22 protein-coding genes and 1 tRNA gene are annotated in these 22131 nt (G+C 65.6%); 7 read left to right on the top strand and 16 right to left on the bottom strand.

What is annotated here, in order from left to right; translation table 11 throughout:
- Positions 1-54: 54 nt before the first annotated feature.
- Positions 55-945, top strand: a complete 891-nt coding sequence (gene galU / locus ACIPRI_RS12155; RefSeq protein ID WP_446621679.1) for a UTP--glucose-1-phosphate uridylyltransferase GalU — start codon at positions 55-57, stop codon at positions 943-945.
- 19 nt (positions 946-964) lie between these two features.
- Here the strand turns inward: galU and ACIPRI_RS12150 are convergent, their stop codons facing one another.
- From ACIPRI_RS12150 to cysM, 3 genes are read right to left on the bottom strand one after another with little or no spacing between them, the layout of a single operon-like run.
- Positions 965-1192 carry a sulfurtransferase TusA family protein gene (locus tag ACIPRI_RS12150; protein WP_446621678.1) on the bottom strand — a complete coding sequence of 76 codons (228 nt, stop codon included), beginning with the start codon at positions 1190-1192 and terminating at the stop codon, positions 965-967.
- Entirely contained in the window at positions 1182-1760 is a 579-nt protein-coding gene (locus tag ACIPRI_RS12145) for an NUDIX domain-containing protein (protein ID WP_446621677.1), read from the bottom strand. The genes ACIPRI_RS12150 and ACIPRI_RS12145 overlap by 11 nt, the downstream gene beginning before the upstream one ends.
- Positions 1761-1768: 8 nt before the next feature.
- On the bottom strand, positions 1769-2671 hold the full coding sequence (gene cysM, locus ACIPRI_RS12140; RefSeq protein ID WP_446621676.1) for a cysteine synthase CysM: 903 nt from the start codon (positions 2669-2671) through the stop codon (positions 1769-1771).
- A gap of 43 nt (positions 2672-2714) precedes the next feature.
- Here cysM and ACIPRI_RS12135 point away from each other — a divergent pair.
- Positions 2715-2799: transfer RNA gene (locus ACIPRI_RS12135), tRNA-Leu, on the top strand.
- Positions 2800-2867: 68 nt separating this feature from the next.
- On the opposite strand, the gene ACIPRI_RS12130 is transcribed toward ACIPRI_RS12135, so the two are convergent.
- Entirely contained in the window at positions 2868-3794 is a 927-nt protein-coding gene (locus tag ACIPRI_RS12130; protein WP_446621675.1) for an NAD-dependent epimerase/dehydratase family protein, read from the bottom strand.
- 33 nt (positions 3795-3827) lie between these two features.
- Here ACIPRI_RS12130 and ACIPRI_RS12125 point away from each other — a divergent pair, with 33 nt between their 5' ends.
- Together ACIPRI_RS12125 and ACIPRI_RS12120 are read left to right on the top strand one after the other, a co-directional pair.
- Entirely contained in the window at positions 3828-4889 is a 1062-nt protein-coding gene (locus tag ACIPRI_RS12125; RefSeq protein ID WP_446621674.1) for a CDP-6-deoxy-delta-3,4-glucoseen reductase, read from the top strand.
- A gap of 10 nt (positions 4890-4899) precedes the next feature.
- Positions 4900-5880: a Bug family tripartite tricarboxylate transporter substrate binding protein gene (locus tag ACIPRI_RS12120; protein WP_446621673.1), complete on the top strand. Its 981-nt coding sequence runs from the start codon at positions 4900-4902 to the stop codon at positions 5878-5880.
- A gap of 51 nt (positions 5881-5931) precedes the next feature.
- Here ACIPRI_RS12120 and ACIPRI_RS12115 read toward each other — a convergent pair whose 3' ends face one another.
- From ACIPRI_RS12115 to ACIPRI_RS12080, 8 genes are all read right to left on the bottom strand, one after another.
- The gene (locus ACIPRI_RS12115) at positions 5932-6651 is read right to left on the bottom strand and encodes an ABC transporter ATP-binding protein (RefSeq protein WP_446621672.1); all 720 of its coding nucleotides are present in this window, start codon (positions 6649-6651) and stop codon (positions 5932-5934) included.
- A 1-nt stretch (position 6652) separates the two neighbouring features.
- Positions 6653-7423 carry an ABC transporter ATP-binding protein gene (locus ACIPRI_RS12110; protein ID WP_446621671.1) on the bottom strand — a complete coding sequence of 257 codons (771 nt, stop codon included), beginning with the start codon at positions 7421-7423 and terminating at the stop codon, positions 6653-6655.
- Positions 7424-7440: 17 nt separating this feature from the next.
- Positions 7441-8631: a branched-chain amino acid ABC transporter permease gene (locus tag ACIPRI_RS12105; protein ID WP_446621670.1), complete on the bottom strand. Its 1191-nt coding sequence runs from the start codon at positions 8629-8631 to the stop codon at positions 7441-7443.
- Positions 8632-8644: 13 nt separating this feature from the next.
- The gene (locus ACIPRI_RS12100) at positions 8645-9574 is read right to left on the bottom strand and encodes a branched-chain amino acid ABC transporter permease (RefSeq protein ID WP_446621669.1); all 930 of its coding nucleotides are present in this window, start codon (positions 9572-9574) and stop codon (positions 8645-8647) included.
- 212 nt (positions 9575-9786) lie between these two features.
- A complete protein-coding gene (locus ACIPRI_RS12095) occupies positions 9787-11079 on the bottom strand; it encodes a replication-associated recombination protein A (protein WP_446621668.1) in 1293 nt (430 codons plus the stop codon).
- A gap of 1 nt (position 11080) precedes the next feature.
- Complete coding sequence (gene lolA, locus ACIPRI_RS12090) at positions 11081-11725, bottom strand: outer membrane lipoprotein chaperone LolA (RefSeq protein WP_446621714.1); 645 nt, start codon at positions 11723-11725, stop codon at positions 11081-11083.
- A 19-nt stretch (positions 11726-11744) separates the two neighbouring features.
- On the bottom strand, positions 11745-14141 hold the full coding sequence (locus ACIPRI_RS12085) for a DNA translocase FtsK (protein WP_446621667.1): 2397 nt from the start codon (positions 14139-14141) through the stop codon (positions 11745-11747).
- Positions 14142-14265: 124 nt separating this feature from the next.
- On the bottom strand, positions 14266-14940 hold the full coding sequence (locus tag ACIPRI_RS12080; protein ID WP_446621666.1) for a Crp/Fnr family transcriptional regulator: 675 nt from the start codon (positions 14938-14940) through the stop codon (positions 14266-14268).
- Positions 14941-15117: 177 nt separating this feature from the next.
- Between ACIPRI_RS12080 and trxB the strand changes: the two genes are divergently transcribed.
- The 3 genes from trxB to rpmG all read left to right on the top strand — a co-directional run bounded on the left by trxB (position 15118) and on the right by rpmG (position 16675).
- Complete coding sequence (trxB, locus tag ACIPRI_RS12075; RefSeq protein WP_446621665.1) at positions 15118-16068, top strand: thioredoxin-disulfide reductase; 951 nt, start codon at positions 15118-15120, stop codon at positions 16066-16068.
- A 185-nt stretch (positions 16069-16253) separates the two neighbouring features.
- Positions 16254-16487 (top strand): 50S ribosomal protein L28, encoded by a 234-nt coding sequence (gene rpmB / locus ACIPRI_RS12070; RefSeq protein ID WP_068640873.1) that lies wholly within the window; start codon positions 16254-16256, stop codon positions 16485-16487.
- Between the two features lie 14 nt (positions 16488-16501).
- Entirely contained in the window at positions 16502-16675 is a 174-nt protein-coding gene (gene rpmG, locus ACIPRI_RS12065; protein ID WP_007830291.1) for a 50S ribosomal protein L33, read from the top strand.
- Positions 16676-16803: 128 nt separating this feature from the next.
- Here rpmG and ACIPRI_RS12060 read toward each other — a convergent pair whose 3' ends face one another.
- From ACIPRI_RS12060 to purN, 4 genes are all read right to left on the bottom strand, one after another.
- The gene (locus tag ACIPRI_RS12060) at positions 16804-18018 is read right to left on the bottom strand and encodes a DesA family fatty acid desaturase (RefSeq protein WP_446621664.1); all 1215 of its coding nucleotides are present in this window, start codon (positions 18016-18018) and stop codon (positions 16804-16806) included.
- A 144-nt stretch (positions 18019-18162) separates the two neighbouring features.
- The gene (locus tag ACIPRI_RS12055) at positions 18163-19434 is read right to left on the bottom strand and encodes an RsmB/NOP family class I SAM-dependent RNA methyltransferase (RefSeq protein WP_446621663.1); all 1272 of its coding nucleotides are present in this window, start codon (positions 19432-19434) and stop codon (positions 18163-18165) included.
- 63 nt (positions 19435-19497) lie between these two features.
- Positions 19498-21360 (bottom strand): M48 family metalloprotease, encoded by a 1863-nt coding sequence (locus ACIPRI_RS12050; protein ID WP_446621662.1) that lies wholly within the window; start codon positions 21358-21360, stop codon positions 19498-19500.
- 107 nt (positions 21361-21467) lie between these two features.
- A complete protein-coding gene (gene purN / locus ACIPRI_RS12045; protein WP_446621661.1) occupies positions 21468-22061 on the bottom strand; it encodes a phosphoribosylglycinamide formyltransferase in 594 nt (197 codons plus the stop codon).
- Positions 22062-22131 lie beyond the last annotated feature (70 nt).

Below are 22131 nucleotides of genomic sequence, written 5' to 3'. Positions count from 1 at the left end.
AAGGTGTCGTGGCGCTTACCATCGGCGATCACGACACCTATCAACCGCAACAGCATGCCTACTTCGACGACGCGTATCCGCAAGGCCGTTTTCCCCGTGGCGGGCTTCGGCACCCGCTTTCTCCCCGCCACCAAGGCGCAACCCAAGGAAATGCTGCCGGTGGTCGACAAGCCGCTGATCCAGTACGCCGTCGAAGAAGCGTATGCCGCTGGCATCCGCGACATGATCTTCGTCACCGGCCGCAACAAGCGCGCCATCGAAGACCACTACGACACCGCCTACGAGCTGGAAAGCCAGCTCGAGGCCGCGCAGAAGACCGCCTTGCTGGAAATCGCGCGCTCCGTCGTGCCGGACGACATGACCTGTTCCTACGTGCGCCAGCCGCGCATGCTGGGCCTGGGCCATGCCGTGCTGTGCGCCGAGCACCTGGTGGGCGACGAGCCCTTTGCGGTGCTGCTGGCCGATGACCTGATGGTCGGCCCCGCCGGCGGCGAGGGCATCCTCACGCAGATGGTGCGTGCGCACGAGCGGCTCGGCGGCTCCATCCTGGCGGTGCAGGAAGTGCCGCTGGAACATGTGAAGCGCTACGGCATCGTGGCGGGCGACGGCGTCGAAGACGGCCTGACCCGCGTGCGCCGCATGGTCGAGAAGCCCAGCCCCGAGGCCGCGCCTTCGCGCCTGGGCGTGGCGGGCCGCTACATCCTTTCGCCTTCGGTGTTTTCGCAGATCCGCAACCAGCCCAAGGGCGCGGGTGGCGAGATCCAGCTCACCGACGGCATCGCCGCGCTGCTCGACAAGGAATCGGTCTACGCCTACGCCTATCAAGGCACGCGTTACGACTGCGGCAGCAAGGAAGGTTTTCTGCAGGCGACGGTGGAACTGGCCCTGCAGCACGCCGAGGTGGGCGAGGAGTTTCGCCGCTACCTCAAGAGCCTGACGCTCTGACCGCTGGGCCCGCCGGCGCTCAGCGCCGGCGCAGCACGTGGATGTAGTCGCTGCCGGCCGTCTGCTGCTCGACCAGTTCGTTGCCGGTCTGGCGCGAGAAGGCCTGGAAGTCGCGCACCGAGCCCGGATCGGTGGAGACCACCTTCAGCAGCTGGCCGCTCTGCATTTCGTTGAGCGACTTCTTGGCCTTCAGGATGGGCAGCGGGCAATTGAGCCCGCGGGTGTCGATTTCGCGATCAACTTGCACGTGTTGGCTCCTGTGGCGGCAGGTTCAGGCCCCTGCGCCGCTCTTCGTTCTCGGCTTGCGTGAAAAACACCGGCTCGTGCCCCCGGGTACGCAGCCAGTCGGCCAGCGCGTAGCCCGTTCCCGCGGGCCAACACTTGAGCTGCGGCAGGTCGTACAGCCGGTAGTCGACCAGCTCGGGCGACAAACGGACCTCGCCATCAGCCACCACGTGGTAGGCAATGATGACCTGGTTCATGCGCTGGAAGTCGTAGGCACCCACGATCTTCGTGAAGCTCACATCGAGGTTGGTTTCTTCCTTCACCTCGCGAGCGATGCCCTCCTCGGGTGTCTCGCCCGCCTCCATGAAGCCGGTGATCAGGGCGTACATCTTGGTCGGCCACGCCGCATTGCGCGCCAGCAGCACCTGGCCGCGGTACTCGACGATCGCCGCCAGCACGGGCGTGGGATTGTTCCAGTGCGTATGTCCGCAGGCGCGGCATCGCAGCCGCTCCTTGGGACCTCCGTCCTCCGGCTGCACGACCCATTCGAGCGGTGTGGCGCAGGCCTGGCAAAACTTGGGATGCGGCATCGTCGCGCTCAGGCCGGAAAGACGCCGGTCGACAGGTAGCGGTCGCCGCGGTCGCACACCACGAAGACGATGGTGGCGTTCTCCACCGTCCTGGCAATCTGCAGCGCGACCCACAGGGCGCCGGCGGAAGAGATGCCGGCAAAGATGCCCTCTTCGCGCGCCAGCCGGCGGCACATTTCCTCGGCGTTGTCCTGGCTCACATGCACCAGCTGGTCGACGCGGCTGGGCTCGTAGATCTTGGGCAGGTATTCCTGCGGCCACTTGCGGATGCCCGGAATGCGCGAGCCCTCGTCCGGCTGCGCGCCGATGATCTGGATCGCGGAGTTCTTTTCCTTCAGGTAGTGCGAGACGCCGGTGATGGTGCCGGTGGTGCCCATGGCGCTCACGAAATGGGTGATGCGGCCCTGGGTGTCCTGCCAGATCTCGGGGCCGGTGGTCTCGTAGTGGATGCGCGTGTTGTCCGAGTTGGCAAACTGGTCGAGCACGCGGCCCTTGCCCTGGGCCATCATCTGCTCGGCCAGGTCGCGCGCGTATTCCATGCCGCCGCTCTTGGGCGTGAGCACCAGCTCGGCGCCGAAAGCCTTCATGGTTTGCGCACGCTCCACCGACAGGTCCTCCGGCATGATCAGCACCATGCGGTAGCCACGGATGGCGGCCGCCATGGCCAGCGCGATGCCGGTGTTGCCCGAGGTCGCCTCGATCAGGGTGTCGCCTGGCTTGATCTCGCCGCGCTCCTCGGCCCGCTTGATCATCGACAGGGCCGGCCGGTCTTTCACCGAGCCGGCCGGGTTGTTGCCTTCCAGCTTGGCCAGGATGACATTGCCTCGGCGCGCGTTGTCCGCGGCTTCGATTCTTTGCAGGGCCGCCAGCGGCGTCTTGCCGATGGCGTCTTCGATCGTCGGGTACTTCATGCCAAGCACTGTGCCATAATTTCGGGCTCTCTTCCCCCTCACGGCCCGAGTGGTGAAATTGGTAGACGCAGGGGACTCAAAATCCCCCGCCGCAAGGCGTGCCGGTTCGATTCCGGCCTCGGGCACCAGTGCACCAGTGCACCAGTATTTGGCCCAACCCTTGTCAGGGTCTTGCAGGCCCACCTGGTTCAATCCCTCATGAAGCGCGCAAGCCCGTCGCTACCGTCGGATGCCGCAGCCGCAGGCGCAGCTCGCGCTTCATCCGCGTGTTGTCCAGGCGCCTCGATTCGCTCATGAAGCTCAGCAGCTGCAGCGGCAATTGCCCTTGCGCCTCGTTGCGCGCAATGCGCGGCGGCCGAGCCATGCCGTAGAGGTCTGCCGCCAGGTCGAAGTAGTCGCCCATCTTCAGTTCGGTGTCGTCGCTCACGTGAAAGACGCGCTGCGGCCCGCCACGCCATAGCGCCAGCAGGCAGGCGCGCGCCAGGTCGTCGGCATGGATGTGGCTGGTGTAGACATCGTCCTCGCGCGCCAGCACGGGCGTGCCACGCGTCAGGCGCTCGCGCGGCGTGCCGCCTTCGCGATCGGGCGCGTAGATGCCGGGGATGCGCAAAATGCTTGCCCTGACGCCGGCGCGGCCCAACCAGCGCACCGCGCGCTCGGCATCCACGCGGCGATGCGCGCGCGGCGTGTCCGGATGCACGGTGCGCGATTCCAGGACCCTGTCGCCACCGCAGTCGCCGTAGACGCCGCTGGTCGAGCCATAGACCAAGGACAGCGGCAGGCTGCGGCGCCGCAGCGCCTGCACCAGCGCGCTGGTGCGCGCATCGCGCCACCAGCGCCCGCTCTCGATGCGCGGCGGCGGCGCCAGATGCAGCACCCGATCGGCCAGTCCGGCCAGGCGATGCAGGCTCTGCGGTTGGTCGAGGTTAGCCACGATGGGGGTCAGACCGGCCGTGCGCAGCTCAGCCACGCGGCTCGCCGATGAGGTCAGGGCCAGCAGGCGCACCCTGCCCTTGAGCAGCCGCGCCGCGCGCAGGCCCACGTCGCCGCAGCCGACGATCAGCACCCGTTCACGGCGAAAGCGCGCGGGCAGCGCGCCGAGGGGACTATGGTTTGCAGGCAAAATTCCATCCTTTTGTCGGACCGAAGAATACCCATGAGTTCAGGGGCGCCCGAGGCGGGCTTTTCCATCACCGTCGAGCCGAGCGGACGAAATTTCGTCGCGCATGGCGACGAAACCGTCCTGGCCGCCGCCATCCGCCAAGGCATCGGCCTGCCCTACGGCTGCAAGGACGGCGCCTGCGGCTCCTGCAAGTGCAAGAAGCTGTCGGGCGAGGTCTCCATCGGTGTGCATCAGAGCAAGGCCTTGAGCGCCGAAGAGCAGATCAACGGCTACGTGCTCACCTGCTGCTCGGTGGCCAAGAGCGACGTGGTGCTGGAATCGCGCCAGGTCACCGAAGCCGGCGCCTTCCCGATCCGCAAGATGCCGGTACGCGTGCAGGCCCTCACCCGCCTGTCGCACGACGTGATGGCCATCAAGCTGCAGATGCCGGCGGGCGCGCCGCTGCAGTTCCACGCCGGCCAGTACGTCGAATTCATCCTGCAAGGCGGCGTGCGCCGCAGCTATTCGATGGCGAACGCGCCGCACCTGCTGGCCCAGCCGGGCACCGGCCTGGAACTGCATGTGCGCCACCTGCCGGGCGGCCGCTTCACCGATCACGTGTTCGGCGCCATGAAGGAAAAGGAAATCCTGCGCATCGAAGGGCCCTACGGCAGCTTCTTCCTGCGCGAGGAGTCCGACAAGCCGGTCGTGCTGCTGGCTTCCGGCACCGGCTTTGCGCCCATCAAGGCGCTGATCGAGCACATGGCGCACTTGGGGCTAGAGCGGCCCACGGCGCTGTACTGGGGCGGCCGCCGGCCCGAAGACCTGTACATGGACGACTGGATGCGCGAGCGCGTGGCTGCGATGCCCAATCTGCGCTACGTGCCGGTGGTGTCGAACGCAGTTCCGGAAGACAACTGGACCGGCCGCACCGGCTTCGTCCACCTGGCGGTGCTGGAAGACATCGCCGACCTGTCCGGCCACCAGGTGTATGCCTGCGGCGCACCGATCGTGGTGGACTCGGCGCGGCACGATTACGTCGCCCGCGCCGGCCTGCCGGAAGAGGAGTTTTTCGCCGATGCATTCACCACCGAGGCCGACAAGGCCATGCCCTGACCCTGCCCCCATGACTTCAAGACGTCTTCTGATTTCGACCGCCATTGCAATGCTGGCCACGGCCACCCTGCCCGCCTTCGCGCAGCAGCAACAAGGCCGGCCAATCCGCCTGATCGTGCCCTATGCGGCGGGTGGCCCGATCGACGTCACCGCCCGCGCGCTCGCCGAGCGCGTGAAGGACTCGCTGGGCACCGTGATCATCGACAACAAGCCGGGCGCCGGCGGCAACATCGGCGCCGACATGGTGGCCAAGGCCGCGCCCGACGGCCTGACGATTGGCATTGCCGCCACCGCCACCAACGCGGTCAATCCATGGCTCTACGCCAAGATGCCATACAACGCGGCCACCGATTTCGCGCCCATCACGCAAATGGTGCGGGTGCCCAATGTGCTGGTGATGAATGCCGAGGCCGCGCAGCGCCTGAAGATCAGCAATCTGCAGGACCTCATCGCCTACGCCAAGGCGAATCCGGGCAAGCTCAACTACGGCAGCGGCGGCAACGGCAGCGCCGGCCACCTGGCGGGCGAGATGTTCAAGAAGGAAGCAGGCATCTTCGCCCTGCACATTCCCTACAACGGCGGCAACCCGGCGCAACTGGCGCTGCTGTCGCAGCAGGTCGACTTCAACTTCGACAACCTGGCCACCGCCGCGCCCAACATCCGCTCGGGCAAGCTCAAGGCCCTGGCCGTGACCACCGTGGCGCGCAGCCCGATGCTTCCCGATGTGCCGCCGGTCGCCGACACACTCAAGGGCTTCTCGATCGACACCTGGTGGGGCCTGGTGGCCCCTGCCGGCACGCCGCGCGAGACCATCGACAAGATGAGCAAGGCTTTCGTCGCCGCGCTGCAGGCGCCCGAAACCAAAACTCGCTTTGCCGCGCTGATGGCCGAGCCGGTGGGCAACACGCCCGATCAGTTCGGCGCCTTCATGAAGAGCGAACTGGCGAAGTACGAGAAGGTGGTCAAGGCCACCGGCGCCCGCGTCGACTGACGCTTGATCTGCGACTCAGAAAAAAAAAGCCGGCTGCTGCCGGCTTTTTTCTTATTCGCCGAGGTAGGCGGCCCGCACCTTGGGGTCGCTCAGCATCACCTTGGCATCGCCGCTCATGGTGATGAGGCCCGACTCCATCACGTAGCCGCGGTCGGCCAGCTGCAGGGCGCGGCTGGCGTTCTGCTCCACCAGCAGGATGGTGACGCCCTGCTTGTAGACGTCCTGCACCACCTCGAAGATCTTGTCGACCATGATGGGCGACAGGCCCATCGAGGGCTCGTCCAAAAGCAGCACCTTGGGGCGCGCCATCAGGGCGCGGCCCATGGCCAGCATCTGCTGCTCGCCGCCCGACATGGTGCCGGCCAGCTGCGTGGCGCGCTCCTTCAGGCGCGGGAAGGTGGCGAACACGCGCTCCATGTCCTGCGCGATCGCGGCCTTGTCCTTGCGGATGAAGGCGCCGATCTGCAAGTTCTCGGTGATCGTCATGCGGGTGAAGACGCCGCGGCCTTCGGGCACCATCACCAGGCCTTCTTCCACCAGGTCCCAGGCACCACGGCCCCTGATGTTCTTGCCCAGGAATTCGATGTCGCCCGCCAGCGCCGGCTGGGTGCCGGTGATGGCCTTCATGGTGGTGGTCTTGCCGGCGCCGTTGGAACCGATCAGCGACACCAGTTCGCCCTCGTGCACTTCGAAATCGACGCCCTTAACGGCCTGGATCCCGCCGTAAGCGACCTTCAGGCCGCTGACCTTCAGCAAAGTTTTGCTGCTCATCTCAATGTCCTCCGGTGCCGAGGTAGGCCTCGATCACTTTTTCGTTCTTCTGCACGTCGGCCGGCGTTCCTTCGGCAATCTGCTTGCCGTAGTCGAGCACCGTGACGCGGTCGCACAGGCCCATCACCAGTTTCACGTCGTGCTCGATGAGCAGGATCGTCCGGTCGTCCTTGCGAATGCGGTCGATCAGCTCGCGCAGTTGCATCTTCTCGGTGGCATTCATGCCGGCCGCGGGCTCATCCAGGGCGATGAGTTGCGGGTCGGTCGCCAGGGCACGTGCGATCTCCAGGCGGCGCTGGTCGCCGTAGCTGAGCGTGCGCGCCTTGAAGTCCGCGTACTTGCCGATGCCCACGTAGTCGAGCAGCTGGTGGGCGCGTTCGGCGATGGCGTCCTCTTCGGCCTTGAAGCTCTTGGTGCGCAGGATGGCACCGATCACGCCGGAATGGGTGCGGATATGGCGCCCCACCATCACGTTCTCCAGCGCCGTCATGTCGGCGAAGAGGCGGATGTTCTGGAAGGTGCGCGCGATGCCCGCCTTGGCCACTTCGTGCACGGCCGTCGGCTGGTAGGGCTTGCCGGCCAGCTGGAAGCTCCCGCTGTCGGGCGTGTACAAGCCGGTGATGACGTTGAAGAAGGTGGTCTTGCCGGCGCCGTTGGGGCCGATCAGGCCATACACCTGGCCGCGCTGGATGGAAATGCCCACGTCGGACAGCGCCTGCAGGCCGCCGAATCGCTTGGAGATTCCTTTGACGTCGAGGATGGTTTCAGTCATTGCAAAGTCCTCGGCTCTCAGGGATTGATCGACATCGGACGCGAGGCTTCGCCCGGAACTTCATCGGCGGGCGTTTCCACGCCGGGCGCATGTGCCTGGATGGACCCATCGGCAACCGGCTTCCCGTTTCTGCGCACGAGCGACTTGCCATGCTCGGGCGACGGCCACAGGCCGCGCGGACGCACCAGCATGATCACGATCATGGCCAGCGCGATGAAGAGCTGGCGCAGGATGGACGCGTCCAGGCGTCCATCGGTCATGGCTTGCAGCGGACCTGCCACGTAGCGCAGCACTTCAGGCAGTGCCGCCAGCAGCACCGCACCCAGGATCACCCCGGGCAGGTGGCCCAGGCCGCCGAGCACCACCATGGCCACGATCATCACCGACTCCATCAAGGCGAAGGACTCGGGCGACACGAAGCTCTGGAACGAGGCGAACATGGCGCCGGACACGCCGCCAAAGCTCGCGCCCATGCCGAAGGCCAAGAGCTTCATGTTGCGGGTGTTGATGCCCATCGCCTTGGCGGCGATTTCATCTTCGCGAATGGCCATCCAGGCACGGCCCACGCGCGACAGCTGCAGCCGGTGCGACACGATCACCGTGATGATCACCAGCGTCAGGAACAGGTAGTAGTACAGCGACACCGACGAGATCGAGAAGCCGTCGAGCTTGAGCATGCGCCCAAGGTCCAGGCCGAAGATCTTCACGGAGTCGATCGCCAGGATGCCCTTCGGGCCGTTGGTGATGTTGACCGGGTGGTCCAGCGTGTTCAGGAACACGCGGATGATTTCGCCGAAGCCCAGAGTCACGATGGCCAGGTAGTCGCCGCGCAGCTTGAGCGTCGGCGCGCCGAGGATCACGCCGAAGACGGCCGCCACCACGAATGCCAGCGGAACCACGATGAAGAACGACACATGCAGCCCGTTCGGGAACATGGCCTTGATGGCGGGGAAGGTGTCGGTCAGGTGCGGCGAGCTCAGCAATGCGTATATGTACGCGCCGATGGCAAAGAAAGCCACATAGCCCAGGTCCAGCAGGCCGGCATAGCCGACCACGATGTTCAGGCCCAGCGCCAGCAAGACGTAGAGCAGTGCGATGTCGACGATGCGCACCCAGGCATTGCCCTGGGTCTGCAGCACCAGCGGCAGGGCCAGCAGGAGCACAGCCGAGGCGATGAAGACGACGATTTTTTTGGTGGAGTCTTTCATGGTGCAGGACTCCTCAGGCGCGATCGGCCACACGTTCGCCCAGCAGGCCCGAGGGGCGCACGGTGAGCGTCAGGATCAGGATGATGAAGGCGAAGATGTCGCTGTGCTGGCTGCCCAGCACGCCGCCCGTCACCGCCCCCAGGTAGCCCGCACCCACCGCCTCGATCACGCCGAGCAGGATGCCCCCGACCACCGCGCCACCCAGGTTGCCGATGCCGCCGAACACTGCCGCGGTGAAGGCCTTCAGCCCGGGAATGAAGCCCATCGCATGCTGTGCGATGCCGTAGTTGGAGGCGTACATCACGCCGGCGATGGCCGCCAGGACGGCGCCGATGATGAAGGTGGCCGAGATCACCATGTCGGGGCGGATGCCCATCAGCGCGGCAACGCGCGGGTTTTCGGCGGTCGCGCGCATGGCGCGTCCCAGCTTGGTGAAGTTCACGATCCACATCAGGATCGCCAGTGACACGGCCGTCAGGCCCAAAATCATGATCTGCGTCGGCGAGATGGAAGCACCGGCAATGTGGATCGATTCGCTGGGCAGCAAGGTCGGATAGGCCTTGTTGGTGGGCCGCCAGATGATCATGGCGATCGTCTGCAAGAGGATCGACATCCCGATGGCGGTGATCAGCGGCGCCAGCTTGGGGCTGTTGCGCAGCGGCCGATAGGCTACCTTTTCGATCACGAAGTTGAGCACCGCGGCGACGATGCAGGCAATGATCAATGCCAGGATCAGGATCAGCCAGCCCGGCGAGTTGGGCATGGCCTCGCGCATCCAGCCGATGATGGTCCAGCTGGTCAGTGCCCCGACCATGAGGACCTCGCCATGGGCAAAGTTGATGAGATTGATAATGCCGTACACCATCGTATAGCCTAAGGCTATCAAGGCGTACATGCTGCCGAGAACCAGACCGTTGATGATCTGTTGCAGCAAGATGTCCATATGAGGTCCCTTTTCCGTTGCAGCCTTGGGAGCTGCTTTCTATTACCTGATGCGCCGGGTCGGCGCTGAGGCTCTCTAGTTAGCAAAAAACCCGCCAGCAATGGTTTGGCCGCGGGTTAGTGGGCGGGATTGTAGACAACTGTCATCCCCGTTTTGGGGCACGGCAGGCCGGGGTTTTCCCGCTGGTGTATAGCGCTGCCGTGGAGCCTCGGTCAGCCGGCGTCCTGGTTGCGGCGGCGCAATTCGCGCAGCTTTTCGGCAATGCGAACCTCCAGGCCGCGCTCTACCGGGCGGTAGAAACCGGGCGCTTCCATGCCCTCGGGCAGATAGCGCTCGCCGGCGGCGAATCCGCCGTCTTCGTCGTGCGCATAGCGGTAGCCCTTGCCGTAGTCCAGCTGCTTCATGAGCTGGGTCGGCGCATTGCGCAAATGCATCGGCACGGGGCGCGTGCCGTCCTTTTGCACGAAGGCCCGTGCTTCGTTGTAGGCCTTGTAGACGGCGTTCGATTTGGGCGCCACGGCCAGGTAGACCACGCATTCGGCCAGCGCCAGTTCGCCTTCGGGCGTGCCCAGCCGCTCGTAGACCTCGGCCGCGTCGAGCGCGAGGCGCAGCGCGCGCGGATCGGCCAGGCCGATGTCCTCGCTGGCCATGCGCACCAGGCGGCGCGCCATGTAGCGCGGGTCGGCGCCGCCGTCGAGCATGCGCACGAACCAGTACAGAGCCGCATCCGGATCGCTGCCGCGCACCGATTTGTGCAGCGCCGAGATGGTGTCGTAGAACTGCTCGCCGCCCTTGTCGTAGCGGCGCATGCGCTCGCCCAGCACACGCAACAGCCAGGCATCGCTGATGTCGCCCAGTTTCTCGGCGCGCGCCGCCACCGCCAGGGTTTCCAGCGTGTTGAGCAGGCGCCGCGCGTCGCCGTCGGCATAGGCCACCAGCCGGTCGACGGCAGCGGCCTCGATGGCGGGCACGGCGTCGATGGCCTGGGCCTTGGCCACGATCTTCTTGAGATCGACTTCACCGAGCGGCTGCAGCACATACACCGCGGCACGCGACAGCAGCGCCGAGTTGACCTCGAAGGACGGGTTCTCGGTGGTCGCGCCGATGAAGGTGAAGAGACCGCTTTCCACATGCGGCAGGAAGGCGTCCTGCTGGCTCTTGTTGAAGCGGTGCACTTCGTCGACGAAGACGATGGTGCGCTGCTGGGTCAGGCCGTCACGCGCCAGCTGCGCGCGTTCCACTGCCTCACGGATGTCCTTGACGCCGCCCAGCACCGCGCTGATGGCGATGAACTGCGCATCGAAGGCAGAAGCCATCAGGCGGGCGATGGTGGTCTTGCCGGTGCCCGGTGGGCCCCACAAGATGCAGGAGTGCGGCTGCCCCGACTCGAAGGCGATGCGCAGCGACATGCCCGGCCCGAGCAGATGCTGCTGCCCGATCACCTCGCCCAGGTTGCGGGGGCGCAGGCGCTCGGCAAGCGGTTGGTGCGCGCCGGAGGAAGCCAAGCTACTGCCTGATCACATCGGCACCGGCGGGCGTCTTGAAGGTGAAGGTGCCCGCCGGCAGCGCCGGGTTGACTTCGACCTTGTCGAACTTCAGCACCGAGCGCTGGCCGAAACTGTCGAGGATCTCCAGGGCTGCCAGCGATTCACCGGCGAAGCCCACCTGCACATGCTGCAGCTGGCCGTCCTTGGCCTTGGGCGTGGCCTTGACCCATTGCAGCCCATCGCGCTCGGGCGCCGCTTCCAGGTCGAAGTCGGCCTGCAGGGCGCGCAGGTCGGCGGCGGCCGCGATCAGGGCGGCCGGGGTGGAACCCAAGGCCTGCGCCTGCTTGCGTTGCGTGACCTGGTTCAGGTCGGCGTCATAGAGCCACAGCGATTGGCCGTCGGCCAGGATCAGCTGGACAAACGGCTTCTTGTAGTCGAACTTGAACTTGCCGGGCCGCTGGAATTCGAAGCTGCCGGTGGACACGCGGTTGCGCACCGGCTCGCCCTCCCTGGCTGGCGGCGTCACGGTCTGGGTGAACTGGGCGCGGCCCGAGCGCACGTTCTTCACGAAGGCTTCCAGGCTTTCCATGCCGCCGGCCCAGGCGCTGCCCGCCGCCGTCGACAGCAACAGCAGCAGCGAGCATCCCAACAAAAAGCGCTTCATCATCATCAAATCAGTCTTCCTACTCGGCGCGCGCCGGCACCAGGATTTCGCGCTGGCCGCTGCCGCTCATGGCGCTGACCAGGCCGGCGTTTTCCATGTCCTCGACCAGCCGCGCGGCGCGGTTGTAGCCGATCTTCAGGTGGCGCTGCACCAGCGAAATGCTGGCCTTGCGGTGTTTGAGCACGACTTCGACCGCCTGGTCGTACATCGGGTCCTTCTCGCCGCCGTCGCCGCCACCTTCACCCAGTAGATCGCCTTCGCCGTCCACGGTTCCGCCTTCGAGCAGACCTTCGATGTAGTCGGGCTCGCCCTGCGACTTGAGATAGGCCACCACGCGGTGCACTTCCTCGTCCGACACGAAGGCGCCGTGCACCCGCACCGGCAGGCCGGTGCCGCTGGCCATGTAGAGCATGTCGCCCATCCCGAGCAGCGCCTCGGCGCCCATCTGGTCGAGGATGGTGCGGCTGTCGATCTTGCTGGAGACCTGGAAGGAAATGCGGGTCGGGATGTTGGCCTTGATCAGGCCGGTGATCACGTCCACGCTGGGCCGCTGGGTCGCCAGGATCAGGTGGATGCCGGCGGCACGGGCCTTTTGCGCCAGGCGGGCGATCAGCTCTTCGATCTTCTTGCCCACCACCATCATCAGGTCGGCCAGCTCGTCGATGATGACCACGATGTGCGGCTCGCGCTTGAGCGGCTCCGGCTCTTCCGGGGTCAAGCTGAAGGGGTTGTAGACGAACTCGCCGCGCGCCTTGGCTTCATCGATCTTGGTGTTGTAGCCGGCCAGGTTGCGCACGCCCAGCTTGCTCATCAGCTTGTAGCGGCGCTCCATTTCGCCCACGCACCAGTTCAGGCCATAGGCCGCCTGCTTCATGTCCGTGACCACCGGCGCCAGCAGATGCGGGATGCCTTCGTAGACCGACATTTCCAGCATTTTCGGATCGATCATGAGCAGGCGCACGTCGCGCGCCTCGGCCTTGTACAGAAGGCTCAGGATCATGGAGTTGATGCCCACCGACTTGCCCGAGCCCGTGGTGCCGGCCACCAGCACGTGCGGCATCTTGGCCAGGTCGGCCACCACCGGATTGCCAACGATGTCCTTGCCCAGGCCCATCGTGAGCATGGACTTGCCTTCGTTGTAGACCTGCGAGCCGAGGATCTCGCTGAGCTTGATCGATTGGCGCTTGGCGTTGGGCAACTCCAGCGCCATGTAGTTCTTGCCGGGGATGGTCTCGATCACGCGGATCGACACCAGCGACAACGAACGCGCCAGGTCCTTGGCCAGGCCGACGATCTGCGAGCCCTTCACGCCGGTGGCCGGCTCGATCTCGTAGCGGGTGATCACCGGGCCGGGCGAGGCCAGCACCACCCGCACCTCGACGCCGAAATCCTTGAGCTTCTTTTCGATCAGCCGGCTGGTCATTTCCAAAGTGTCGGCCGAGACGGTTTCCTGCCGGCCCTGAGATGCGTCGAGCAGATCCACCTGCGGCAACTTGCTGTCGGGCAGCTCGCGGAACAAGGGCTTCTGGCGCTCCTTGGCGACGCGGTCGCTCTTGGGCACCTCGGCCAGCGCGGGCTCGATCTGCACCGGCGGCGCGGGCGGGCGGCGCTTGGGTCGCGGCTCGACGCGCAGTTCTTCGTCGGGCGACTCCACCTCGTCGGCCTCGCGTTCGCCGCCGAGCACGCTGTCCTCGCGCTCACGCTCGCGCACGGCGCGCTTGCCCATCGCGATGTCCTGCGCAATCTCGCGCTTCTCGCGGCGCGATTCGAACAGGGTGTACAGGCGGGCGCCGATGCGCTCGGCAATCTGTGTCCAGGAAAAGCGGAACACCAGGGCCGAACCGATCACGCCTCCGGCAATGGCCACCAGCGCGGAGCCGGTGAAGCCCAGCCACTTCACGCTCAAGGGGCCCACCAGGTAGCCCAGCACGCCACCGCCATGGCCGGGCAAGCGGAATTCCAGCCGATACAACCTGGACCATTCCAGCACTGCACTGGCGCACAACAAGAGGATGAGGCCACCCCAGAAGGCGATGCGGCTGCGGTTGAAGCGGCCGCGCGGCGGCTGCTCGTGCTGGCCACCTTCGGCGCCACGCAGCCAGCCAGCCAGCGAAGATACCCAGGCGCGCCAGCTCGCGGCCACGCACCACCACACCGAGTAGCCGGCCAGGTAGTAGCTGCCGTCGGCCAGCCACGCGCCGATGCGCCCCCCCCAGTTCTTGACCTCACCGCCAGTGCCCGAGGTGGACCAGGCGGCGTCCGAAGGCGTGAAACTGAGCATGGCCAGGAGCCAGAACAGAAAAAGCACGAAGCCGGCAATCAGCGTGATCTCGTGCGCGAAGCGCAAGGCGCGGGAGCGCGCCGGCTGCGCTTGCGCGCCGACGTTGGATTGGAGCGTGTTGAGCGAATAGGTCATGGCAGAAACGGCGGTCTACCCGCGCGCATGCGCGGGGACGCCGTTGTCTTCTTCAACAAAACGATGGCAGGCCCCCGCGGGAGGACCCCATTGTCACAAAAGGACGGACCGCCCGCCGGCGGCTTCAGGCAAGCGATGAAAGCCGTTCCTTGACGATCATCGAGCCGTCGGGCTGCGTCTGCACGAAGCCGCGCTCTTCCAGGTCCTTCATCACCCGGCTGACCATCTCGCGCGAGGCGCCGACCATCTTGGCCAAGTCCTGGCGCGAGATCTTCTCGCGGATCTTGAGGTTGCCGGCGCCGTCGTCCGCCGCAAACTCGATCAGGGAGCGCGCCACCCGGCCATAGACGTCCATCAACGCCAACGACTCGATCTTGCGGTCCGCATGGCGCAGCCGCGCAACCAAGCCGCGCATGATGTTGTAAGACATCGAGGAATTTTCAGGCAGGCAGCGCGAGAAGGCTTCGCGGCCCAGCATGAGCACGTCGGTCTGCACTTCGGTGCGCACCGTGGCGGAATGCGGCTCGTCGTCGATCAGGCTCATCTCGCCGATGTAGTCGCCCGGTTGCAGCGTGGCCAGAATCACTTCGCGGCCGCGGCTGTCGGTGCTCATCACGCGAGCGCGGCCGGTGAGGATGATGTAGAGGGCGTCGGACTTCTTGCCTTGCTCGACCACCATCTCGGCCCGCTTGAAGCGCTTCTTGACGATGGCATCGGCGATGCTCGCCGATTGCCCGGTGGTCAGTGCCGAGAAAAGCGGCACGCGCCGGAGGAGTTCGAGGTTGGACAGCATCGACATTCTTCAGGATCCCTCAAAAAGGCGCGAGACCGAATCCAATCGATTCATACAATCGCGCGCATTGAAATCGTCGTGACTCCCATTTGGAACCGTACGCGGATACTTCGTACCCACCATTGATCCAAAATGTACACGCACTGCGCGTGTATTTTTCACGTTTTACAGGCTTCCCCTTCCATGTCCTCCACGCAACACGCCAAGGTCCTCATTCTCGGCTCCGGCCCTGCCGGCTACACCGCGGCGGTTTACGCCGCCCGCGCCAACCTGCAGCCCATGCTCGTCACCGGCATCGCACAGGGCGGCCAACTGATGACCACAACAGACGTCGACAACTGGCCGGCCGACGTGCACGGCGTGCAGGGCCCCGAGCTGATGCAGCGTTTTCTGGAGCATGCCGAGCGCTTCAAGACGCAGATCGTTTTCGACCACATCAACAAGGTCGACTTCGGCAAGCGCCCCTTCACCTTGACCGGCGACAGCGGCACCTACACCTGCGACTCGCTGATCATCGCCACCGGCGCATCGGCCAAGTACCTGGGCCTGCCCTCGGAGCAGCACTTCATGGGCCGCGGCGTCTCGGGCTGCGCCACCTGCGATGGCTTCTTTTATCGCGACCAGGAGGTCTGCGTGATCGGCGGCGGCAACACCGCCGTCGAGGATGCCTTGTACCTGTCGAACATCGCCAGCAAAGTGACCTTGGTGCACCGGCGCGACAAGTTCCGCGCCGAGCCGATCCTGATGGACAAGGTCCACGCCAAGGAAGCCGAAGGCAAGATCGAACTCAAGCTCTTCCACACGCTGGACGAAGTCCTGGGCGACGACAGCGGCGTGACCGGTGTGCGCCTGAAGAGCACGCAAACCGGCGCCACCGAGCAACTCGACGTGAAGGGCTGCTTCGTCGCCATCGGCCATCAGCCCAACACCGACATCTTCAAGGGGCAGCTGGAGATGAAGGACGGCTACATCCTGACCAAGTCGGGACTGCAGGGCTTTGCCACCATGACCAGCGTTCCGGGCGTGTTCGCCGCCGGCGACGTGCAGGATCATGTCTATCGCCAGGCCATCACCAGCGCCGGCACCGGCTGCATGGCGGCGCTGGACGCCCAGCGCTTCCTGGAGCAGGAATAGCGCTGTTCCCGGGGCCGGGCTATAATCCACGGCTTTGCCAAAAATGGCGTTCGGCGTCGCAACGACCCCGAGCACCGGCAAGGACGGGTTACCGCCACCCGTTTTCTGGCGAGGTCAAGCTGAAACACACCGCCTGGGGATCCAATTTCCCATGCCGTGCCAGCTGTTCATGAAAGAGTGTCCTCATGGCACGCGTATGTGAAGTCACGGGCAAGGGCCCGATGGTCGGGAACAATGTTTCCCACGCCAACAACAAAACCAAGCGCCGGTTCATGCCGAACCTGCAATACCGTCGTTTCTGGGTCGAAAGCGAAAACCGCTGGGTTCGCCTGCGCGTTTCCAGCGCTGCGCTCCGCCTGATCGACAAGAACGGCATCGACGCCGTGCTCGCAGACCTGCGTGCACGCGGCCAAGCCTAAGTAAGGAGCATCACATGGCAACGAGCAAAGGCGGACGCGAGAAGATCAAGCTGGAATCCACCGCGGGTACCGGCCATTTCTACACGACCAGCAAGAACAAGAAGACGATGCCTGAAAAGATGTCGATCATGAAGTTCGACCCCAAGGCGCGCAAGCACGTCGAATACAAGGAAATCAAGCTGAAGTAATTCGGCCCGCTCCTTTGAAAACCCGCTGCGATCCAGCGGGTTTTTCTTTGCCTGTCGAACAACGGCAGGCACAAAAAAGCCGACCTGAGGTCGGCTTTTTTTCTAGGCGCCGCACTTGGCGGCGATGCTCAGGTGCGCGCAGCGCGCAAACGGACCGAGAAGTCCTGCAGGGCGGCAATGCCGCTGGCCTCGGCACGGTGGCACCAGGCGGCCAGATCAGCCGTCAGCTGCTCGCGCGACTGCGAGGTGTTGAGCCACATCTGGCGCAGCTCTTCGCGCATGGTGACCATCTTGTCGAGCACCGGGTGTGCGGCACGCGCCTGCACCAGGGTCTGGCGGGCGGAGGCCGGCACCTTGTCGTCATCGCGGTGCAGCCAGCGCTTGGCGCCCTTGAGCACCGACAGGTCGGCGCCCTTGGCCTTGAGCTGCTCGATCTCGCCCTTGCAGGTGCGGCGCATTTCGCGCGCGTAGCGGGCCATGACTTCGTAGCGGTTGGCGATCACCGCCTCCAGCGTCTTCTCGTCGGCCACCGCTTGCACGGCGCCCATCATGAGCTTGGGCGGCACCTTCTTGACCTTGGCCCAGCCGATGGCTTCCATCATGCGGATGTAGACCCAGCCGATGTCGAACTCGTACTTCTTGACCGAAAACTTGGCCGAGGTGGGGTAGGTGTGGTGGTTGTTGTGCAGTTCTTCGCCACCAATGATCAGGCCCCAGGGCGAGATGTTGGTGCTGGCGTCAGGCGCCTCGAAGTTGCGATAGCCCCAGTAGTGGCCGATGCCATTGATGATGCCGGCGGCAGTAATAGGAATCCAGAGCATCTGCACCGCCCAGACCGTGAGGCCCAGAGTGCCGAACAGGGCCAGGTTGATGATGAGCATCAGGCCCACACCCTGCCAGCTGAAGCGGCTGTACAGGTTGCGCTCGATCCAGTCGTCGGGCACGCCGTGGCTGAACTTGGCAATGGTCTCGACGTTCTTGGCTTCCGCGCGGTACAGCTCGGCGCCGCGCCAGAACACGGTCTCGATGCCGCGGGTCTGCGGGCTGTGCGGATCGTCTTCGGTTTCGCACTTGGCGTGGTGCTTGCGGTGGATGGCCACCCATTCGCGCGTCACCATGCCGGTGCCGAGCCACAGCCAGAAACGGAAGAAATGCGAAGGGATCGGCCCCAGGTCCATCGCGCGGTGCGCCTGGGCGCGGTGCAGGAAGATGGTGACCGAGGCGATCGTGATGTGCGTGGTGATCAGCGTGTACAGGACGACCTGCCACCAGCTGAGACCCCACAAGCCGTTGGCAAGCCACTCGATGGCCGAGCTCACAACAGCAGAATCAGTAAAAAACAACTTTGGTACTCCATGGTCGCGCGAAGGCGCGGGCTCGTTGGTTGAAGCCTGATTTTACCGGACCGGCCAAAAAAAGACCTTTGATTTCCCTCAAGAAATCGCGCCAATTGCTCCTTTAGGCCGGATCACCCAATTTCACCGACCTTACTTGCGCTTCCAGACCGCTGCGAAAAATCCGTCGGTGTCATGTCGATGGGGCCACAGTCGCAGGTAGCGCGAACCGCTCTCGCCGCCGCTGCAAAGGCCCGGCGCGCCGTCCACTTTCAACGCGGCGAGCAGTTCACCGGCGTCCTGCGGCTCGAAATCCGGATGGGCGGCGCCAAAAGCCTCGGCGATGGCTTCGTTTTCCTCCGGCAGCACGCTGCAAGTAGCATAGATCAGGCGGCCGCCGGATTTCACCAGCCGGGATGCGCTTTGCAGGATGGCGGCCTGCTTGGCCGTCAACTCCTCCACCGCCTTGGGCGATTGGCGCCACTTGAGGTCCGGGTTGCGGCGCAGGGTGCCCAGGCCCGAGCAGGGGGCATCAACCAGCACCCGATCGATCTTGCCGGCCAGCCGCTTCACCCGATCGTCGCGTTCATGCGCGATGGCAGCCGGATGCACGTTGGACAGCTTGCTGCGCGCCAGCCGAGGCTTGAGCGCATCCAGCCGGTGCGCCGAGACGTCGAAGGCGTACAGGCGCCCGGTGCTGCGCATGCAGGCGCCGATGGCCAGGGTCTTGCCGCCGGCGCCGGCGCAAAAATCCACCACCATCTCGCCGCGCTTGGCGTCCAGCATCAGGGCCAGCAATTGCGAACCCTCGTCCTGCACCTCGATGGCGCCGCGCGTGAAGGTGTCGAGCTTGTTCAGCGCCGGCTTGCCGTCGATGCGCAGGCCCCAGGGCGAATGAGGCGTGGACATGGCCTTGATGCCGGCCAACTTGAGCTCGGCCTGCACGTCGGCGCGCTTGTCGGTCAGGGCGTTCACCCGCAAATCCAGCGGCGCCGGCCGCAGCAAGGCGTCGGCCAACGGCCAGAACTCGCCGCCCAGCTGGGCCTTGAGCGGCCCGACAAGCCATTCCGGCAGGTTGTGGCGGTGGCGTTCCAGCAAATCGGCGGTCTTCACCGCATCGCAGGCTTTCAGCCAGCTCGACTCGGTGTCGTTCAGGGCGCTGTGCAGGAAGTCGCGGGGGCCGTGAAAGCCCAGGATCGCCATGCGGCGCTCCTTGGGCCCACTGCCCGAAGGCGCGAAGTGGTCGTACTGGAGCTTTTTGCGCAGCACGTTGTAGACGGTCTCGGCCAGCGTCGCGCGCTCGCGCTGGCCCAGTTCGCGGTGTTCGCGGAAGTAGCGCGACACGATAGCGTCCGCGGGATGGTCGAATTTCAGGACGAGGCCGACGAGTTCCGCGGCGGCGTCCAGCAAGGCTCTGGGGTGCATGACCCGATTGTCCCATCGACCTCGGCGCCAGCCGGCCCGGCGGCGCACGAATCGAAAATCTCTTCAGTACGCGATGCGCGTCCAGAAGGGCGCGCGGGCGTGGCGCTGGATGTCTTCCAGGGTCGGCGAATGAGCGGCCCACAGCACCAGCGCGGCGCCGGGCAGGCTGAGCGTCTGCTCGAGCTCGCGGCACAGGTGATAGCGCTCCTCGTCGATCAGGCCGGGCAGCTCCAGGAACAGGATGTAGGCCCGCCGCCAGGGAAATTCGCGCAAGGTCTTGCGCACAAGCCAGGCCCGCGCGATCGGATGGCAGCGCACCAGATCGGCTTGCAGCTCGCCGCTCTCGAAGTCGCTCAAATCGTGCGCGGCGATCTGGCTGAAAAAGGGGGTGCTGGTGATCTCTTCCCAGGCGCGGCGCTCGCCCTCCTCCGCCTCCTTGAGGCGTGCGCGCCATTGCTTCAGCCCTGCTTCGTCATGCGCTCCCGCCTCGGGGTTCTCCAGCAGCGCCACGGCGGCCCTGGCGGCCCACCAGCGACTGGCGCTGCCGGACTGGTAGAGCCGCTCGAGTGCCGGCAGGCGCGCCGCACGATCCAGCGCCGGCAGCATCTGCACGTAGCCGCGCAGGGCGCCAGCGTGCTCGGGCGTGACTTGCAGGGCACGCTCGTAGCGGCAGCGCACATCGGCGTGGGCGTCCAGCCGGCGCTCTAGGTCGGCCCACTCGACCATTTCGTCGGCGTTGTTGCGGCCGACGCTGGCAGCCAGCGCATTCACGCGCTCGCGCACCCGGCCGAGGTAGCCGAAGTGCTGCTTCCATCCGTTGGCGTGATTGCGGCACCACTGGCGATCGAAGTGCTCGATCCACTTCTGGCCCTGGTCCGCCAGCATGTCGAGCGCGGGCTTGGCCGACCATTCGGGCAGCTGCGCCTTCTCCTCGAAAGCTTCGAGACGGTCGCGCAGCACCGGATGGGTGTCGTCGACGTCACTCACCCGGCGCATGGCGCCACGCAGCGCCTCGCGTGCAAAGACGGGGTCGGGCGCGGCGCGCAGTTGCATGCGCAAGGCCGTGAAAGGCCCGGCCGGCTCGGCCTCCTTGGCGGCCCGCGCCCAGTGGGACGGCCAGAAATCCTCGGCATACCAGGCGCCCTTGACGGCGATCTCGGTCAGCGCGGCCGCGGCGACCGAGGTGCCCAGGAGCTGGGCCGAGATGCGGTCGGCCTCGTACTCGTCCTGGCGTGCCAGCGCGAAGGTCTTGGCGGCAAAGCGCGGGAAATACCAGCGGAAGAAGGCCTGCGACACCGCCGCCATGAGCCCTTCGTTGCGCTGCAGGCTTTCGTCCAGCTTGAGCCAGGACAGGCGGGTCCGGTAGATCCAGGCGCTCAGGCGGCCATGGTTGCCGCGCAGATGGCCGTACTCGTGCGCCAGCACCGACAAGAGGCGCCGGCGGTCCAGCGCCATCAACAGGGGCAGGCCCACGCTCAGGTAGTTGACGGCGCCGCCCAGCAAGCCGAAGCGCGGCAGTTGGCGGATGCTGGCGTTGAAATCGTCGTCCAGATAGACATGGTGGACTGGCGGCCCATCGATGCGGTCGCGGATGCGGTCCAGGGCATCGAACAGGCGCGGCGCGTCCTCGCGCGAAAGGGGCACGCCGGCCGGTTCGTCGAAGCTCACCCACAGGGCACGCAGGGTCGCCCACAAGAGACCCAAGGCGAACAGCCCCAGCCAGACTCGGCTGAAATGGTTCATGCCCTTGTCGCCGAAGGACGCGGCGATCCAGATCAGGATGCCGATCGCCAGCATCAGGCAGGCGATGACCCAGGCGTAGCCGAGCGCCGCGAAGAAAGCCACGCCCCTTCGGTAGCGTGCGCTGTCGTCGGCACTGTCATGTTCGCTCAGGCGAACAAGATGAACGAAGTCGGCTCGTTCCACATCAGGCCCTTAAAAAGTAAGGGAATGTTAAACGCCAACTTCCGTGCACAGGCCGAATGTTCGGCGTCGCAAGGGCTTCCGTGACTTAAGGCCGTGGCGAAATTGCCTCAAGCAGTGCCGTTGGTGGCCAGAAAGCCCTCGATGGCCTTGGGATAGATCGCATGCTCCTGCGCCAGTACTCGGGTTGCCAGGCTCTGCGCCGTGTCGTCTGGCAGCACCGGCACCACGCCCTGGGCCAGGATGGGCCCGTGGTCGAGGTCGGCAGTCACCTGGTGCACCGTGGCGCCGGCCACCCGGCAGCCGGCATCGATGGCCCGCTGGTGCGTGTCGAGCCCGGGAAAGGCCGGCAGCAGCGAGGGGTGGATGTTCACAAGCCGCCCTTCGTAGTGACCGACGAAGCCGGGCGTGAGGATGCGCATGAAGCCGGCCAGCACCACCAGTGCCGGCTGCCAGGCGTCGACGGTGCCCGCCAGCGCCGCATCGAAGGCCTCGCGCGTGGCGTAGTCGCGGTGCTTCACCACGGCGGTCGCAATGCCGTGCGCACGCGCAAAGGCCAGGCCTTCAGCCTCCTCCTTGTTGCTGACGACGGCCGCAATGCGGGCATCGAATCTCTCTGCCCAGCGTCCGCTGGCCGCCGCGTTCACGATGGCCTTCATGTTGGAGCCAGCGCCCGAGATCAGGATCACAATGTTCTTCGTCATGCCGGCGCGGATTATCCGGGTCTTGTTGGGCCTGTCGCCGGGCGGACTCGATGACACGAACGAGCGTGCT

Source organism: Variovorax sp. LARHSF232 (assembly GCF_052871435.1).
The sequence above is the reverse complement of the archived record's forward strand: the minus strand, read 5'-3'. Positions and strand labels throughout refer to the sequence as shown.

Excerpts from the sequence above, each read along its gene's own strand:
- galU (WP_446621679.1), top strand. The coding sequence starts at position 55 with ATGCCTACTTCGACGACGCGTATCCGCAAGGCCGTTTTCCCCGTGGCG.
- ACIPRI_RS12145 (WP_446621677.1), bottom strand. The coding sequence starts at position 1,760 with ATGCCGCATCCCAAGTTTTGCCAGGCCTGCGCCACACCGCTCGAATGG.
- cysM (WP_446621676.1), bottom strand. The coding sequence starts at position 2,671 with ATGAAGTACCCGACGATCGAAGACGCCATCGGCAAGACGCCGCTGGCG.
- ACIPRI_RS12125 (WP_446621674.1), top strand. The coding sequence starts at position 3,828 with ATGAGTTCAGGGGCGCCCGAGGCGGGCTTTTCCATCACCGTCGAGCCG.
- ACIPRI_RS12120 (WP_446621673.1), top strand. The coding sequence starts at position 4,900 with ATGACTTCAAGACGTCTTCTGATTTCGACCGCCATTGCAATGCTGGCC.
- ACIPRI_RS12115 (WP_446621672.1), bottom strand. The coding sequence starts at position 6,651 with ATGAGCAGCAAAACTTTGCTGAAGGTCAGCGGCCTGAAGGTCGCTTAC.
- ACIPRI_RS12110 (WP_446621671.1), bottom strand. The coding sequence starts at position 7,423 with ATGACTGAAACCATCCTCGACGTCAAAGGAATCTCCAAGCGATTCGGC.
- ACIPRI_RS12105 (WP_446621670.1), bottom strand. The coding sequence starts at position 8,631 with ATGAAAGACTCCACCAAAAAAATCGTCGTCTTCATCGCCTCGGCTGTG.
- ACIPRI_RS12100 (WP_446621669.1), bottom strand. The coding sequence starts at position 9,574 with ATGGACATCTTGCTGCAACAGATCATCAACGGTCTGGTTCTCGGCAGC.
- lolA (WP_446621714.1), bottom strand. The coding sequence starts at position 11,725 with ATGAAGCGCTTTTTGTTGGGATGCTCGCTGCTGCTGTTGCTGTCGACG.
- ACIPRI_RS12085 (WP_446621667.1), bottom strand. The coding sequence starts at position 14,141 with ATGACCTATTCGCTCAACACGCTCCAATCCAACGTCGGCGCGCAAGCG.
- ACIPRI_RS12080 (WP_446621666.1), bottom strand. The coding sequence starts at position 14,940 with ATGTCGATGCTGTCCAACCTCGAACTCCTCCGGCGCGTGCCGCTTTTC.
- trxB (WP_446621665.1), top strand. The coding sequence starts at position 15,118 with ATGTCCTCCACGCAACACGCCAAGGTCCTCATTCTCGGCTCCGGCCCT.
- rpmB (WP_068640873.1), top strand. The coding sequence starts at position 16,254 with ATGGCACGCGTATGTGAAGTCACGGGCAAGGGCCCGATGGTCGGGAAC.
- rpmG (WP_007830291.1), top strand. The coding sequence starts at position 16,502 with ATGGCAACGAGCAAAGGCGGACGCGAGAAGATCAAGCTGGAATCCACC.
- ACIPRI_RS12055 (WP_446621663.1), bottom strand. The coding sequence starts at position 19,434 with ATGCACCCCAGAGCCTTGCTGGACGCCGCCGCGGAACTCGTCGGCCTC.
- purN (WP_446621661.1), bottom strand. The coding sequence starts at position 22,061 with ATGACGAAGAACATTGTGATCCTGATCTCGGGCGCTGGCTCCAACATG.